This window comes from Bacillus sp. sid0103 (assembly GCF_019219025.1).
On the sequence record NZ_JAHUWN010000001.1, the window covers coordinates 348,949 to 365,055 of the forward strand.

The window sequence follows — 16,107 nt, forward strand, 5'->3', positions numbered from 1 at the left end:
TAATTTAACCACCACAGAACATTGAGTAAGGATGATAAAAATGGACTCTACTTATTCAAAACGTGAGCGGTTTAAGAGTTGGAGAGCAAGGCGCCCTTTTTGGGGGGCGACCTTGTGTATCCTTTCTGGACTGATCATTTTATGGGTACCGGCAAAACTTTATGAAGTGGCAGCGGCCCCAGGCAGTATACTATTTGTTGGCTTTTTCTTAGGCGGGCTGACGCTGTTAATGGGTGTACTGTCATATATTATGCCAAGACTTTCAACCCTTCTTGGCGTTTTGGCGATTTTTGCATCGGTTCTCTCGATAATGGGAGCATTAGGCGGATTTCTCATTGGCACCATTCTTGGTATCATCGGCGGTTCGATGCTGATTGCTTGGAAACCTGAGATTGCATCAAATACAATGAAACAACAGTCAATAAACGATAACGTTGCAGAAGATGAAGTAGCATCAGGTCAAGATATTTTATCAGAGTAACAGTTAAAAGGAGTAACAGGTCAATAGACCAGTTAACAAACGAGCGTACGGGTCTTGGAAATACTAATAGCATTCGCAGAAATGGTGATCGCTTTGGAAAGAAATTATATTTATAAGTTTTTAATCATATTGGTCCTCATTATTGGTGGTCTGCTCATACCATCTAAGGATAGTTTTGCTAGCAATTCAACAATTATTGGATTTATTATTGTAGCATCACAAATGGAAGGTACGATGGAAGACCCTGTCATAATAACTGGTGATACTGCGGAACAGAAAGATCGGCCAATGCTTGAATTGAAATTTGAAAATCTTTCAGCAGAGGGTTTAAGTATAAAGAAATTAGTTCAATCTCCCAAGGGCATTGTTACAATCGATATGAGTCCTAAAGATACGGTCCTTTTCAACAGTCTAAGCCTTCAAGTTACCACTGCTGAATTTAGTGAACACTACTTACCAGCTACTGGTAATATCGGCTTCAAAAATATTAAATTATTGGCACATCGTGTAACGGCTAATCATTCCAGTCTCCCCCAATTCCATTTAAAGTTTAACGAGGGTGGCGAGGTTGAATTGGAACCAAAGAGCGAAGAAGAACTTATACAAATGAAAACAACACTTAAATATTTTCTAAGCAGCCAGTAGCAATAAAAAGAAGCGATGCCATAGATAGCATCGCTTCTTTTCTTAGTATTTTGAAATTTAATAAAAAAGCCTTTATTCTTTTTTATCAGCGATGATTCTCATTACGCGCCCATTAAATTTCTTCTTATAGTAACCTTGTGTTAAATCAGCAATCGCAATTCCGGTTGAACTTTGTGAGCCAATGAATTTACCACCGCCAAGGTAAATCCCCACGTGCCCATCTATTTTATAAGTGTCAAAGAATACAAGATCACCCGGACGAGCTTCACTGATGGAGACTCTTGTTCCAGTATTTTTTAAGATATCTGTATGAGCACCGACTTTTATTCCTGCCTGTCTAAAGGCCCAAGCAACAAATCCAGAACAATCAAATCTTCCATGAGCAACATCATAAGAGTTTCTTCCCCCGCCAAAAACATAAACGGAGTTTCCAATATACTTTACTCCAGCATGTATGACAGTATTAATGTCTTCATTGGTGGCTATAGGTAAAGTAACATTTATATCAACGGTTTCATTTTTCGTACCCTTAATATTTTGTGCTTCGTTTATTAATTGCGCTTCTGTTATAGCAAGTGTTCCCTCTTTCTGTTGTAAATCAGCTTTATCAGAAAGTTTTTCCTGCTCTTTCTTCTTAAGTTCTTCTTTTAAAGCTTCATTTTGCTTTTTTTGTTCTAATATCTGTTCTTGCATCCCGATAAGTTCCGTTTTCATAATTTGCAAATTGTTTAACTGTTTCACTACTGATGATTGCTTCGTTTGGACTTCTTGCAGGTCCTCTTTATGCTGTGTAATTAGATCTTGATCTGCTTGAACCATTGATGCCACCGCGCCAAGTCGTCCTACGAAATCACTAAAGCTTGAGGATCCTAAAATCACATCTAAATAACTAACCTGTCCACCACTTTCTTGCAGGGACAAGGCACGTTTTTTTAATATGTGATTCCTTTTATGAATTCTTTCTTGTATGGTCGTAATTTCTTGTTGAAGATCATTCACTTCGGATTGTGAGGCTTTTACTTGTTCTTCTGTCTGAATGATCATTTTACTATTATCCTTAATGGCCTGCTCAACTCTGTTAATTTGCTCTGTAAGTTTGGTTAATTCATCTTGAACTTGAGAAATTTCTTTATTTGCATTTGATATCTCTGTTTGAAGACCTGAACGCTGATCCTGTACTTTTTTTAGGGGAGCTGCCTTTGCCTCTTCAACTGGAAAAGTGAATACACTCCCGAGTCCCATAGTAATTGTGGTACTTAGTATGATTAGCTTCTTTTTCAATTTGGTTCCCCTGCCTTCTAATATCCAAATTACCCATATTAATGCAAAACAAATAACGTAGACGAATTAAGGCACCTTTTAGGTCTATGTAACGTGATAACTTTGTATGTAATCTACCAATTTTCCTATCTATGATATCCAATTATATAGGTCAATCATCATAAAAATTCCCATTATCATCTTATTTTATCCTAATGAAAAGTATATCAACTAACTTTGTCAAACACGTAATAATTAAGTTACATTTATATTTCAATGGTAATTTTTGGTGTTAGTTTTAAAAAATCGTTTAAAAATCACTTATTATTGGGAAACAATCTAACAAAATAAAAGAACCACAATCTCCAGGTACTAATGAAAAGAGATTGTGGTTCATATGATCTATAATGGACTCTTATCTTACACAATGCTGTAAATTCTCCTTAGAAGTAGGTAAAAAGTAATTACTGAGTCTTTACTAGTTCTTTAAGACTGCTTTTGCTCCGGTCAATAATGTTTAAATGAGTATTTCTGGCCAATTTAACATATTCCTTCCCTACTTGATGCCATGCATTACGGCGATCACGTTCAAAGGCAATACTTGATTCTGCATTTTTTTCAAAACTATCTTCCAACTGGTCAACAATATGGAAAATGGATTTGATTGGTGTTAATGCGAGGTTCTCTAATTGTCCAGAAACCTCTACAAACTGTTTTTTAAACTCTTCTCCCTCGTTCAATGGTAAATCCTCATCCTTCATTACCTGTTTATTGAAAGGAAGTTGATGCATGAGTTCAGAAACTATTTCCTTATTTGTATTTTTCGATTGCTGATACAAATTTGCAACTGATTTTCTAAATTGCTTATTGAATTTGATAACTTCCCTTACTGCATTAATGTAGGCATCCTCTCTATTTTCCCGAAGCTGTTCTGTACGTTCACGTGATAGCTCAAATTGATCCCAAAACGTGTTGACAAATGATCCTACAGCAACCGATTCTTCTGCTGATTGCATAATTGTTTCCTCAGCAGCTTGAACCGTTTCATTTTTCTTCTGTGCCATCGTCTTTCCTCCTCTTTTTATTATTGACTTTCTCTATTGGATCCTTCCTATTAAACGAAGGAATATAGAGCTCAAAGAAACTCGTATACATTTTGAAAAATTGATCCAATAACGATTGGTAGGATTCTAGTTGATTGGCGTAACCCTTTAAATATGTAGTTCCTGCCTTAGTTATGGAATATCTTCTTTTAGCAGGACCGCTCCCAGATGTATCCCATTCTGAAGATAAAAGTTCGTCCTTTTCTAGTTGTCTTAACAATCTGTACAGATTCCCCTGGTCAAGCGTCTTAAACCCGAATGCCTCTAGTTTCTGGCTAAGCTCATATCCATGAAGGGACATCCTGCTAAGAAGCAATAAAATAAATGGCAGCACAAAATTTTTTGATGGATTAATTGTTTGATTGTCTTGATTCACCATATCTTTATCACCTCACCCTATACATGTATTTTACACCTATGGGTAATATTTTGTCAACGCAGTAAATAATTATGAGTAAAAGTTAAATATTGGCGTCTACATTTTCTTTTATTCTGCAATAAACTAATTAAAATAAGCAGGTGGTGTGAAATGGAAAAAGCAAAAACTAGTAAATTGGGGGTCCCTTATTTGCACTTCGGGAAGGGCGATCCGTTGGTGTTGATCCATGGCTTAGGTGAAGTAAAAGAAGGATGGGAGGATCAATATGAATTAGCTAATCACTATGAATTGATTATCCCTGATTTACGTGGTCATGGAGAATGTAATAAAACGGATGGTATATCAATTAAAAACTTTGCCTTCGATATACTCGGTTTATTAAAGGAGTTAAATATTGAAACCGCTCACATACTAGGTCTATCAATGGGCGGGGCTGTTGCACAGGAGATGTACCGTCAAGCTCCTGAATGCTGCCGTTCACTTCTACTAATTAGTTCATTTCATTATTTTCCTAAGAAACTCAAAAGTATCTTATATGAACCACGAAAAAAACTGCTCGAGCAGATTTCATTATCGAAAGAGCACTCAGAATATGCATCACGGATGGCGCTTTACTCATGGAATAAGGAAACGGTTCAAAAATTCGATAAGATTTTTCAACCGAAACAGCAGATATTTGTTGACTCCTTAGCAGCATGTTTTGAGGTTAATAATTTGTCGTTATTACCGATGGTAAACGTTCCGACACTTATTGTTGGGGGACAATATGACACCATATTACCTGTTTGGATTCAGGTTTGGATGCACAAGTTGATTCCACATTCGGAATTTATTATTATGCGGAATACTGGTCATCTCGCCAAATTGGAAGCAAAAGACCGGTTTAATAATCTCTTGAAGAAATTCCTTGAGCAACAAAAAACAGCTTCATAACTAATAATGCGGGAAGGATGGCTGTCCTTCCCGCTAGTACGTAATTGCTGTCTTATGAAAGAAATTACTTTATTTGCTCTGATCGTGAGGAGAGCCATTTGTCCGCGAATGTAGCAAACTTCCCTGTTAAGGCCAAAGAAACATGTCCTCCCTCAAAAACCTCGTACATTTTATCTTCACTAGAAACCATGTCGATAACAGGCAGGCTTTGTTTCTCTAATACTAAGGTATCTCTTGACGTTGAGAAAACGAAAAAAGAACAATGAATATTTTTTAAATCTACTTTCCTTCCTCCTATTGTAAGTTCTCCCTTAAGGAGTTTGTTATCTTTATAGAGATCATTAAATAGTTGTTTGAATGCTGCACCTGAAAACGAAGCAGAGTCTTTGGTCCACTTGTCCATCCGGCGCCATTTTTTCACATATTCTACATCATGTGCACGGGAAATCAGGTTTACCCATGGACTAACGTAAACCGGTGAAAGTCCTCTAAACATTCCATACATAATTTCAGTTGGAATAACACCATAAACCTCTGATAAACGATCAAAATTTATTGTCCCTTTTTGCAGCCCTTTTAACCACTTATCTGGAACGATTCCCACACTAAAATCAATAGGTACCGTTGCCAGGATTAAATTCTTAATTGGCAATTCTGTTAACGAAGTATATATAGCCGCTATGGTTCCACCTAAACAATAGCCAATCATTGATATTTCCTTTGAACCTGAATGTCGCAAGGTACGTTTGACACCATTTTCTAAATAATCAAGAATATAATGATCAAGGGTGATATCATAATCTTCAATACCAGGAGAACCCCAGTCCAGGAAGTAAACATCATATCCTCTTTCTGTTAATCCTCCTACGACACTACTTCCTTCCCCGATATCTAAAATATATGGTTTATTTAGCAATGAATAGACTAAAAACACTGGGGTTTGATATTTTTTTTCTTTAGCAGGATGATAAAATAACGTTGATTTATTTTTTCTCCAAATAATTTCTCTCGGTGTTGGAACAATATCAGGCTTCGGTTCTGTTAACACTTTATAAACTTGTTCCCACCTTACTGATTCTTTTAATACATCAACAAATGGAATAAGATTAGTCGCAGCTGCTTTAACACTCATCATTCTCAGCCCCTTTCATCTTTAGTTCCAGCAGCCGTAATAACTAGCTCTTTTTCCTTGTCTTTTGCCTTCCCTTTTTTTACTAGATATTTCAATGTATCAATTTCCTGCCTTAATTCTTGAAAATCTTCTTTCAGCTTGTGTGTTTCAGAAATTTCTTGCCCTATTTTTTGGACTTCAATCTTCATTTGTGTTGCGATGGTGATTATTTCTTGAAACATAGCTAAGGTTTCCCTATTTAATGAACCTAAATTATCTTGTACATTCCAAATTTGTTCTTCTAAACTATCAATTTTTTCTTCTGTTTGCAGAGATAGTTTTGCGATATTTGCAACATCCTTTTTCGTTGGAATATTCATAACACCAGCCATGAACTCTTGGTTTTTCCTTAACAGTTCCATGTGTCTTGCATGACTTTCTGTCCCAACCTTTAGAAGCCGAACGAACTCATTATTGTCAGTCATCATGTATAACAGTCCATTCAATTGTTTTTCCCACATTTCACTCATTCTTCTGAATCCTTCCAATGGATCATAGGATTTATCCTTTGACATGAATGATCGCTCCTTGTCATTATTATTTTGTCATTTCTTCTTCTTTCACCATGTATTTATTTAATGGAAACATCAACGTTTTGATTTGTCCAGCAAAGAGATTGACAAAACCTTTTTGATTTTCATAGATTAAGTTGCCTGCTTGCTTAACTGTTTTGATATATTGCATCCTGCCTTTTTTCCTAAGGGCAATATATTGTTCAATCATTTCCAGGTATTTATCCATTGCTTGATTCTGGGTAATTACCTGGCATGGTTTACTTAGAATGGACATAGTTCTTTTTTGAATTTGATCTATCTGAGCATTGATTTCTTCGTAAGACTTTAGTGGAAAGAAGTGCTGCAGACTGGTGGTAGACATCAAAAATTCTTCCCGTGCTGTTCTTTCCCATTCTGTTAATTCCTTATTAAATTTTTCGAATATTTCTTTCATATTGTCTTGCTTCTTTTTTATACTGTCTGCAAAATTTACTGCCTCTTTAAGAAAGATCTCATCCAGGAAGTTTGCCCGCTTGGCCCATCCGTCTAATTCACGAAAAGCATTGTGCCAAAGCATATCTAAGCTAGAAAACTGGGTATCACTCCCATCACTCACGGTGACCTGTTCAGTTTCCTTGTTCGTTCCACGGACAGGCTCTTCTCCCATTTCTACAGCAGCTTCTCCTTCATCTTTTCCTTTTATTTCTGTTGGGGCGTCAATTTCTTGTTTTTTCCTTTTTGATTTTATTTCTTTTCCTTGTTCTTCTTCACTTTCTCTTTTCTCAGCCATCTTACTCGCTTCCTTTTTAATTTATTTCTTCCTTGTTAAATACCACTAAAGGCCTGACGGTAAATTTCTGCAAGTTCACTTATAAATGGTTGTTTTGGATTCGCTATTGTATCTTGATCGTCAAATGCACGTTCTGCTAGATCTGCTACTTTACTTTCAAATTCTTCTCTTCCGACCCCGTTTGCTTCGATACTCATAGGAATTTCTAGTTCTTTTGCTAGTTGTATAATTGCCTGTACAAGGCTTTCGATACCTTCCTCTTTAGTACCTGCAGGGAGTCCAAGCATTGCAGCAATTTCTGCATAACGTTCATCGGCAATGAAACTTTCATATTTAGGGTATGTCATGAATTTGTTTGGTTTTGCAGCATTGTAACGAATTACATGTGGTAAAAGAATGGCATTAGCGCGTCCGTGAGGAATATTAAATTCGGCACCTAAAACATGAGCAAGACTATGGTTTATACCAAGGAAAGAATTGGCGAATGCCATACCTGCGATTGTCGATGCATTATGCATTTTTTCACGGGCCAGATCATTACTGCCATCCCGGAAGGCTATTGGCAAATACTTAAAGACTAGTTGAATAGCTTTTATTGCAAGTCCATCTGTGTAGTCATTAGCCAATACGGAAACATACGATTCAATCGCATGTGTCAAAACATCCATTCCTGTGTCTGCAGTAACATGCTTCGGTACTGTCATAACAAATTGTGGATCGATAATGGCAACATCCGGTGTCAATTGGAAATCAGCTAATGGATATTTATTATTCGTTTTCTTATCTGAAATAACAGAGAAAGCAGTCACCTCTGAACCCGTTCCGGAAGTTGTTGGAATCGCGACAAATTTAGCCTTTCCGCGCAATTCTGGGAATTTCACAACTCTTTTACTTGGATTAAAGAATTTTTGGGTTAAACTATGAAAATCTGTTTCTGGATGTTCGTAAAATAACCACATAGCTTTGGCCGCATCCATAACCGAACCACCGCCAAGGGCAATAATACAATCTGGCTGAAACCTTCTCAGTCTATCTGCACCACTCATAACTGTTTCAATAGTAGGTTCTGGTTCAATGTCGCTGAATGTATCAAACTTGATCTTACTTTTATTCTTGTTTAGATAGTAAACGATCTTATCCACATAACCATTTTTGACAGCACTTTTGCTTGTAATAATGACGGCCTTTGAGACGCCCGGGATAGCAGCCAGCATTTGAATTGAATTTTTTTCAAAGAAAATTTGTGAAGGGACTTTAAACCACTGGGTAAACGTTCTTCTTTTTGCCACTTTTTTAATATTTAATAGATTTTCTGCTCCAACATTTTGTGACACAGAGTTCCCTCCATAAGTACCACATCCGATAGTTAAGGATGGTAATGATGTGTTATAAATATCTCCAATTGCACCATGCGTCGATGGTGTATTGACTATGATTCTCCCTGCTTTCATACGAAGTGCGAACATATCTACTAATTTTTGGTCTGCGGTATGGATAGCAGCTGAGTGCCCAAGACCGCCATATTCTAAGGTATCCTCCGCAATTTGCATTCCCTCTGCAAAATGATTAACCTTGTAACAGGCAAGAATCGGACTCAGTTTTTCACATGAAAGCGGATATTTCGGACCTACACCATCTATCTCTGCAATGAGAATCTTGGTATTTATAGGTACATTTACTCCTGCCAATTTGGCAATCATATGCGCAGATAACCCAACTATTAAATGGTTAATAGTATTTGTTTTTTCAAAGATCGCAACCTTTTCCACCATTAATCTCTCTTCTTCATTTAGGAAATAACAATTATTAGTAATCATTTCCTCCTTCACTTCATCATATATTTCATGATCAATAATAAGTGCTTGTTCAGATGCACAGATCATACCATTATCAAAGGTTTTCGAAAGGATGATGTCGTTAACGGCCCGTTTGATATTGGCAGTTTTTTCAATATAACAAGGAACATTACCTGCACCAACACCAAGCGCCGGTTTACCTGAACTGTAAGCTGCTTTCACTAAATTGGGACCACCCGTTGCAAGAATGAGTGACACCTTCGGATGTTTCATTAACGCTTGAAAAGCTTCATGTGAGGGGACTTCAATCCACTGGATGCAATGATCTGGTGCTCCCGCCTTGATTGCTGCTTCCTTTAGTAATACTGCTGTTTCAGTACAACATTTTTGACCAAATTGTGGGAATGCAAAGATAATTGGGTTCCTTGTTTTTTGCGAAATCAAAGATTTAAAGATAACAGTGGATGTTGGATTTGTGATTGGAATCACAGCGGCAATCACACCAACCGGCTCAGCAATTTCTACCATTCCTTCATTTTCATTTTCACTGATTACACCCACTGTTTTCATTTCTCTGATATTGTCATAAATGAACTCTGTGGCAAACATGTTTTTGAATACCTTATCTTCATACACCCCCCTCCTTGTTTCATTCACTGCCAATTTTGCTAGATTCTTATGATGTTGAAGAGCAGTAAGCGCCATTTGTTTGACAATTTCATCAATCATCTCCTGGGTATAGCCACGGAATTCACCAAGTGCCTTTTCTGCATTATTTGCTAAAGTGTCAATCATTGAAGTGATAAAATGTTTTTCCAGTACTACCTTTTCTTCAACTGCCATTAATATTCCCTCCAAAATTCATTCCTCTTACGTAATTTGAGCTACAAATTAGGCATGTAAATCCTATACAATTACGTGAATTTTCAATCCTCTTCTTTACTGGTTAAAATATATCACGCCAGATAAATCGAAAAATGTCGAATTTTGCGCAATAATGAATGAACAACCATTCATTATTGGATAATTCATAAAATGTTCATAATTCTATTCAATAAAAAAAGCCATAAATTCTTTTGTAAAAGAATTTATGGCTTGTCTTTTGATATCAACCAGTATTCCGTAGTCCAGCTGATATTCCACTGATAGTTAGTAAAACTTCAATCAATAGTTCTTCATTAGAACCACCCTGACTACGCAGTTCTTTTATTAACTCTACTTGTAAAAAGTTTAATGGATCAACATATGGATTTCTTCTATATACTGATTCCTTAATATTCGGTGTATGATCAAGCAATTCTTTATCGCCTGTAATTCTGAGAAGAATTTCTTTGGTTCTTTCATATTCTTCTAGGATGTTAGTGAATATCCGTTCTGCAATTGTCTGGTCTTCAACAAGCGTTAAATATTCTCTCGCAGTTGTTATGTCTGCTTTCATTAATGCCATTTGCAGATTATCAATTGTTGAGTGGAAAAACGGCCATTTTTCATACATTTGTTGGAGCAGAAGCAAATTTTGTTCTCCCTTTGCTACAAATCCTGTTAAACCCGTACCAGCTGCATACCACGCAGGAAGCAGTTGACGACTTTGCGTCCAAGCAAACACCCATGGGATTGCGCGTAAATCTTCAAATCGGCCTTGATTCTTTCTGCTCATTGGTCTGGAACCAATGTTTAAGTCCCCTAACTCTCTTAGTGGTGTCACTTCAGTAAAGTAGGTAAGGAAATCTGGATCTCCAAACACCAATGATTGATACTTGGTCAGAGCTAAGCTTGAGATTTCTTCTATCGTCTCAACCCAGATTGGATCTCGTTGATAACCTTTCTCTACCTCTTTAGAAATACGTGTTGCTGCTAGTAATAAAGTCGAGGTAGCCTGTTCTAAACTCCGATATGCAATGTCCTCAAGCAAGTACCTTGAAGACAAAACTTCACCTTGCTCCGTAATTTTGACACCATCACCAATGGTTTCTGCCGGTTGCGACAAAATACTTTTATTTAATGGGCCGCCCCCACGACCTAACGAACCGCCACGGCCATGGAAGAACTTAAGACCAATCTGGTATCTTTTCGCCATTTCATGAATTTCAATTTGAGCCTTATATAATTTCCAGTTAGCTGTTAACGTACCGCCATCTTTACTTCCGTCTGAGTAACCAAGCATGATTTCCTGTTGGTCACCCAATATTTGTAAATGATTTCGATAGACTGGCATCTCAAAAAGTGTTTCCATAATTTTTGGTCCAGCGGTTAAATCATCAATTGTTTCCAGTAAAGGTGCAACATGTAAATGACTTTCTAAGGTTCCATCTGCATGAAGCCGATAAATCCCAGCCTCTTTGGCAAGAACCAGTACTTCAAGAAGATCACTCGGTGATTTTGTCATACTCACAAGATAAACGGAAATAGATCGCTTCCCGAATTCGTCATGTGCCTTTTTGATCATTTGAAACACTTTAATCATTTCTTGTGTTTCAGCAGAATAATCTTCATCTAATAATAGAAGCGGGCGAGGATCCAAAAGAATATTTTGCAATACTTTTAGTTTTTCTTCTTCTGAAAGGCCTGCATAATTGTTGGAGATACTAACTTTACGCAATATTTCTGTTATGGCTGCCTCATGTTCACCGCTATGATTGCGAATATCCAGTGTAGCTAAATGAAACCCAAATAACTGGACTTGTCGAATCAACTTTTGAATAATCTTTAATTCATGTGCTGCTGGATGGTGATTTTTCAAGCTCTTTTTAATAACATATAGGTCTTCTAATAATTCATCGGAAGATGTATAGCCTAGGTCTGTTTTTCCTACTTGCTTCACTCGTTCAATTAGGATTGCAAATGCACGGCGGTACACTTCCCCTTTATTCGGCCATTTCTTGTCAGAGGTTAAATACGTATCTTCTTGCTCAATTAATTTAAGAAGATCATTACTTACCTCCACCCTTGAAGTGGAATGGCTGTACCGTTTCATTAATTCAACTAAAACATTTTTATATTTTTTTAAGACAAGTCTTCTCTGCTTGTTTAATGTCTCCCAAGTGACATCGTGTGTAACGTTAGGATTTCCATCACGGTCCCCACCGATCCATGAACCAAAACGTAAGAAATTAGGAACTTCCCATTGTTTTTTAGTGAAGTTCTTCACTAAACACTCAGCCACCTCTTGGTGAATTTCAGGCAGAACTTCGAAAAGTGTTTGATCAAAATAATACAAACCATTTCGGACTTCGTCTAAAACAGTAGGCTTGCTCTGCCGTAATTCATCTGTTTGCCATAGAATTGAAACTTCATTGAACAAACTTTCTTCAAGCTTTTTTCTTTCTCTTCTTGTTAATAATGGATGATCGAGAGTTTTTAGGATTTCAGCAATTCGCTGCTGAATTTCAAGTATGGACCGCTTCGTTGCCTCTGTTGGATGAGCTGTAATAACCAGTTCAAGTGACAAAGTATTTAGAGTATCCTGAATGACATCTTCGTCAATATTATTCTCTTTAAGCGAAAGAATCGCACTTTCGATGGAAGCAGGTTGGACAACCGTTTCATCTTGCAGCTGGTACTGTCTCCGTCTGCGAATCCGATGGTTCTGTTCCGCGGCATTAATCAAATGAAAATACATGGAGAATGCTCGAATAACTTGTTTTCTCATTGGTGCATCTAAACTAGAAATTTCTTCCTTTAAGGCATCATAAATGGATTGATCAAAATGTTCTCTTAATGTTTTACACATTAACCGTATTTTTTCCACCTTATCAAATAAGTCGGAACCACCATGATTGATCAGAATCTCCCCGAGAATTTTACCCAGTAATTTCACATCACGACGCAACGGAAGACTGCTGTCATTTACTTTAACTTCTGTTGTCATACTGCCACCTTCCTTTTAATCAAAAAATTCGCTAAATTTTTTATTTATTAATATACCACAATTTCATAAGCTGTGTGAAAAATTTGTATTCTTTTTTTTTACTAAATTTTCTCTATTATATAAAAAAACCTGCTAGAAGCAGGTTTTTAGTCCATTTAAAAAGTGTTCATTTTAAGATTTTTTTTCAAAAACAAGCACATAAGTTTTTCGATCATCATCATTGTATGACACAACAACTGAGATAATGGTTTGCCTGTCGGCTTCCAGTTTTATTGTTTTGCTAGTGCCTCCTTCTATCAAAATATCAGAACCGCTATATTTTGCAATCGGTTTCAGGGTGATTTCGTCTCCATCGCTTGGCACCGTCACATGGTAGGTAAACTCATCACTTGTAAAAGTGCTATCCCATGTTCCTTCGGAAACTGACAGCGATGAAAGTAATGCTTTACTAGCTTTTTCGGTCATCACGGCACTTTGCAATTGTGATGCAGGCAGTGCAGATTTAGCAGATTTTGTTGGACTATTGGGTTTTGAACTTGGCTGTGAAGCACCTGGTTTATTGTTCTGATTTGGTTTTGGGATAGTGGCTTTATCCTCTACAGCCTTATCTTTCATAACGTGGATGGTATAGGTCTTGTTGGCGCCGTTTTCAGCTGTTACCGTAATATTAATATCAGACTTACCAACGGATACCTTAACTTCAACCCCATCTTTCATAGCCAAGATCCCATTTACCTTAATGGCTGATGTTTTTTCCATTGCTATCGATTTGATCTTAATCGTAGGAACTTCATTTGGAACGTTGACGTTGTAATCAGTGACAATCGAAGAAAATTTGGGTGACAATTCCCCTTTTGATAGTTCAATATTTTGTAAGAGATTGTTTGCATTTTTCTCTCTCGATATTGTCAGGGTATAGGTAGTTGATGAGTTGCTGCCATTATTTACGGAAATAATAAATTTATTCTCACCTGTTTGTAGCGTATAAGTCCCTGCTGTCCCGCTTATGACAGTCTGCCCATTTATTGTAATTGATTCATCTGTATTGGTGCTTTCTACCAACAACTTAACCGTATCCACTTCGTTGTCTACACTAGCTGAATATTCATATAAATTCGAGGCGAATTTCTGGTCTAGTTCAACACCTTCAATTTCTACTCTTGAAAGAGTACTTTCATTTTGATTCTCTTGAACTGTCGCTGTGTTAGTTTCAGCGTAAGCAGTTGGTATGTATGATCCAACTCCCATCCATACCAATGAAAAAACAAGCATTACATTTAAGGGTTTGTTTGGATGCTTCATCGTTAATCCTCCTGTCTACTACCTTAAGGGGATAGTGGAATTTGGACTAACTTTATCATTGCTTGCTTAAGTTTATCTTAATTTTTTACTTTTGCCTGAAATTCTTCTAACTTGGAAGAAATGACTAACGCTACCTCTTCATCCGATTTTTGGAGGGCTTTTTTAAAAAGGGAATTGGCTATAGAGCCCATCGGTCCGGATGCATTAATTTCAAGAAAGCCTGTCACACGAGTTTTATTTCTATTTAATGCTTTTGCCTCAAAATATCCTTCACCTAAATACTTTTCATTGGAACGCTTTAATTCAAATGTTACTCTTGATGGTTCATTCCACTCTTTAAAAGTAATCAATAAACTTACTCTTTTTTTCATAACGCCGAGGTCACTCTTAAATTCCCAGGAGATTTGATGATCATTTATTTTTTCATGTTGAATATATCCGGGTACAAGTGGTGCCCAATTATTTTCATCTCGAATAAAGTCCCAAATCACTTCAATCGGGATATCTAACTCTAGATGTTGTAAATCACTTAGCATTTTATCCCTCTTTCTCCTTCAAAGTAAAAGACCTTCATGTGCAGAAGGTCCTTTTAAAAAATATATGTAGTATTTTATTTTTCTAGAAGAGTCAGGAAGCAGTTTACCAAAAAAATCCCGACAAGAATGTGTTTACCTTTACATTATTTTTCCTGAGTATTCTATTAAAAATTTATGAATTCGTTCTGCCGCCTGGGAAAGTCGTTCTGGCGGTTGAACCAAGGCGATCCGAACATATCCCTCACCAAGCTCTCCAAAGGCGTCACCTGGAATGACTGCAACTCCAGCTTGGTCAATCAATGCAAAGGCAAACTCACGGGATTTCCAGCCTGCAGGAATTCTTGCCCAGACAAACATGGTTGCAGGAGACTTTGCCACTTGCCAACCGCTTTTTTCAAGTCCAGCAATCAACACATCGCAGCGGTACTCATATTCTTTAACTTGTGTTTGAAGGAAGGTGGAATCCGAAGTTAACGCCCTCACTGCTGCTTTTTGAATCGGATAAAAGACTCCATAATCAATATGTGATTTAAATGAAGCTAAGATATTAATCGCTTGTTCATTACCAACGACATAACCAATCCGGCAGCCTGCCATATTAAAGGTTTTTGAAAGCGAATTAAATTCAATTCCGACCTCCTTCGCACCAGGGACCGACATGAAACTAATTTGTGGATTTCCATCGAAAATCAACTCAGAATACGCAAAATCATGAACAACCAAAATATCATGACTTTTTGCAAAGTCCACAACCTTCTCAAAAAAAACTTCATCCGCTAAAGCCGTGACCGGATTCCCAGGATAACTGATAATCATCAACTTCGTTTTTTCTAAAATGTCAACCGGAATTTCATCCAGCATTGGTTGAAACTTGTTTTCTGCTAACAACGGCATTGGATAGATAACTCCACCTGCGATGCTTACGCTTGCCTCATAAATTGGGTACCCAGGATCTGGTATCAACACATAGTCACCTGGATTAATGAGTGCCGTAGCCAAATGGGCTAGACCATCTTGTGACCCCATCAACTGCAATACCTCGGACCTTGGATTAAGGTCAACCGTATATCTTTGCTTATAAAAATAACTTACTGCATCATTAAATTCAGGTATCCCAGTCAGTGTATAACCATATTTACTTAAGTCACTGGCATACTCAATCAATGTTTCTACAACAAATGGAGGCGGTGGAAAATCTGGACTTCCAACACTTAAATCAATAACATCTTTCCCCGCTTTAATGGCCTCATGTTTGCGATTAGCTACCTCTTGGAATATACTTGCCGACATTTTTTTTACTTTTTCTGAAGCAACGAGATTCATATTTATCCCCTCAATCCTAAGAAAAA

At 37.2% G+C, this 16,107-nt stretch carries 14 protein-coding genes; 3 read left to right on the top strand and 11 right to left on the bottom strand.

The genetic code is table 11. The features are described 5' to 3' along the window. Positions 1–40 precede the first annotated feature (40 nt). Together KW850_RS01735 and KW850_RS01740 are read left to right on the top strand one after the other, a co-directional pair. Complete coding sequence (locus tag KW850_RS01735) at positions 41–481, top strand: DUF6114 domain-containing protein (RefSeq protein ID WP_256358015.1); 441 nt, start codon at positions 41–43, stop codon at positions 479–481. A gap of 54 nt (positions 482–535) precedes the next feature. Continuing rightward, positions 536–1,126, top strand: coding sequence for a hypothetical protein (locus tag KW850_RS01740; RefSeq protein WP_218345846.1), 591 nt, complete (start codon positions 536–538; stop codon positions 1,124–1,126). A 72-nt stretch (positions 1,127–1,198) separates the two neighbouring features. Here the strand turns inward: KW850_RS01740 and KW850_RS01745 are convergent, their stop codons facing one another. From KW850_RS01745 to phaQ, 3 genes are all read right to left on the bottom strand, one after another. Then, a complete protein-coding gene (locus KW850_RS01745; RefSeq protein ID WP_256358016.1) occupies positions 1,199–2,407 on the bottom strand; it encodes a C40 family peptidase in 1,209 nt (402 codons plus the stop codon). Positions 2,408–2,850: 443 nt separating this feature from the next. Beyond that, a complete protein-coding gene (locus KW850_RS01750) occupies positions 2,851–3,450 on the bottom strand; it encodes a hypothetical protein (protein WP_218345847.1) in 600 nt (199 codons plus the stop codon). Continuing rightward, positions 3,431–3,868 (bottom strand): poly-beta-hydroxybutyrate-responsive repressor, encoded by a 438-nt coding sequence (gene phaQ, locus KW850_RS01755; protein WP_218345848.1) that lies wholly within the window; start codon positions 3,866–3,868, stop codon positions 3,431–3,433. The genes KW850_RS01750 and phaQ overlap by 20 nt, the downstream gene beginning before the upstream one ends. A gap of 150 nt (positions 3,869–4,018) precedes the next feature. Here phaQ and KW850_RS01760 point away from each other — a divergent pair, with 150 nt between their 5' ends. Continuing rightward, entirely contained in the window at positions 4,019–4,801 is a 783-nt protein-coding gene (locus KW850_RS01760; RefSeq protein ID WP_218345849.1) for an alpha/beta fold hydrolase, read from the top strand. Positions 4,802–4,865: 64 nt separating this feature from the next. On the opposite strand, the gene KW850_RS01765 is transcribed toward KW850_RS01760, so the two are convergent. From KW850_RS01765 to KW850_RS01800, 8 genes are all read right to left on the bottom strand, one after another. After that, a complete protein-coding gene (locus KW850_RS01765) occupies positions 4,866–5,933 on the bottom strand; it encodes an alpha/beta fold hydrolase (protein ID WP_218345850.1) in 1,068 nt (355 codons plus the stop codon). 5 nt (positions 5,934–5,938) lie between these two features. Further along, positions 5,939–6,487 (bottom strand): polyhydroxyalkanoate biosynthesis repressor PhaR, encoded by a 549-nt coding sequence (locus tag KW850_RS01770; protein WP_218345851.1) that lies wholly within the window; start codon positions 6,485–6,487, stop codon positions 5,939–5,941. Between the two features lie 22 nt (positions 6,488–6,509). Then, complete coding sequence (locus tag KW850_RS01775) at positions 6,510–7,256, bottom strand: hypothetical protein (protein WP_218345852.1); 747 nt, start codon at positions 7,254–7,256, stop codon at positions 6,510–6,512. 35 nt (positions 7,257–7,291) lie between these two features. Continuing rightward, entirely contained in the window at positions 7,292–9,895 is a 2,604-nt protein-coding gene (adhE, locus tag KW850_RS01780; protein WP_218345853.1) for a bifunctional acetaldehyde-CoA/alcohol dehydrogenase, read from the bottom strand. A 265-nt stretch (positions 9,896–10,160) separates the two neighbouring features. Next, a complete protein-coding gene (gene ppc, locus KW850_RS01785; RefSeq protein ID WP_218345854.1) occupies positions 10,161–12,920 on the bottom strand; it encodes a phosphoenolpyruvate carboxylase in 2,760 nt (919 codons plus the stop codon). A 171-nt stretch (positions 12,921–13,091) separates the two neighbouring features. Then, complete coding sequence (locus KW850_RS01790) at positions 13,092–14,222, bottom strand: cadherin-like beta sandwich domain-containing protein (protein ID WP_218345855.1); 1,131 nt, start codon at positions 14,220–14,222, stop codon at positions 13,092–13,094. A 77-nt stretch (positions 14,223–14,299) separates the two neighbouring features. Continuing rightward, positions 14,300–14,758, bottom strand: a complete 459-nt coding sequence (locus tag KW850_RS01795) for an SRPBCC family protein (RefSeq protein WP_218345856.1) — start codon at positions 14,756–14,758, stop codon at positions 14,300–14,302. Between the two features lie 138 nt (positions 14,759–14,896). Beyond that, positions 14,897–16,081 (bottom strand): LL-diaminopimelate aminotransferase, encoded by a 1,185-nt coding sequence (locus tag KW850_RS01800; RefSeq protein WP_218345857.1) that lies wholly within the window; start codon positions 16,079–16,081, stop codon positions 14,897–14,899. Positions 16,082–16,107: the final 26 nt, after the last annotated feature.

Bases quoted from the DNA above. Each gene is read 5' to 3' on its own strand.
- KW850_RS01735 (WP_256358015.1), top strand. From the start codon at position 41: ATGGACTCTACTTATTCAAAACGTGAGCGGTTTAAGAGTTGGAGAGCA.
- KW850_RS01750 (WP_218345847.1), bottom strand. From the start codon at position 3,450: ATGGCACAGAAGAAAAATGAAACGGTTCAAGCTGCTGAGGAAACAATT.
- phaQ (WP_218345848.1), bottom strand. From the start codon at position 3,868: ATGGTGAATCAAGACAATCAAACAATTAATCCATCAAAAAATTTTGTG.
- KW850_RS01760 (WP_218345849.1), top strand. From the start codon at position 4,019: ATGGAAAAAGCAAAAACTAGTAAATTGGGGGTCCCTTATTTGCACTTC.
- KW850_RS01765 (WP_218345850.1), bottom strand. From the start codon at position 5,933: ATGAGTGTTAAAGCAGCTGCGACTAATCTTATTCCATTTGTTGATGTA.
- KW850_RS01770 (WP_218345851.1), bottom strand. From the start codon at position 6,487: ATGTCAAAGGATAAATCCTATGATCCATTGGAAGGATTCAGAAGAATG.
- KW850_RS01775 (WP_218345852.1), bottom strand. From the start codon at position 7,256: ATGGCTGAGAAAAGAGAAAGTGAAGAAGAACAAGGAAAAGAAATAAAA.
- adhE (WP_218345853.1), bottom strand. From the start codon at position 9,895: ATGGCAGTTGAAGAAAAGGTAGTACTGGAAAAACATTTTATCACTTCA.
- ppc (WP_218345854.1), bottom strand. From the start codon at position 12,920: ATGACAACAGAAGTTAAAGTAAATGACAGCAGTCTTCCGTTGCGTCGT.
- KW850_RS01790 (WP_218345855.1), bottom strand. From the start codon at position 14,222: ATGAAGCATCCAAACAAACCCTTAAATGTAATGCTTGTTTTTTCATTG.
- KW850_RS01795 (WP_218345856.1), bottom strand. From the start codon at position 14,758: ATGCTAAGTGATTTACAACATCTAGAGTTAGATATCCCGATTGAAGTG.
- KW850_RS01800 (WP_218345857.1), bottom strand. From the start codon at position 16,081: ATGAATCTCGTTGCTTCAGAAAAAGTAAAAAAAATGTCGGCAAGTATA.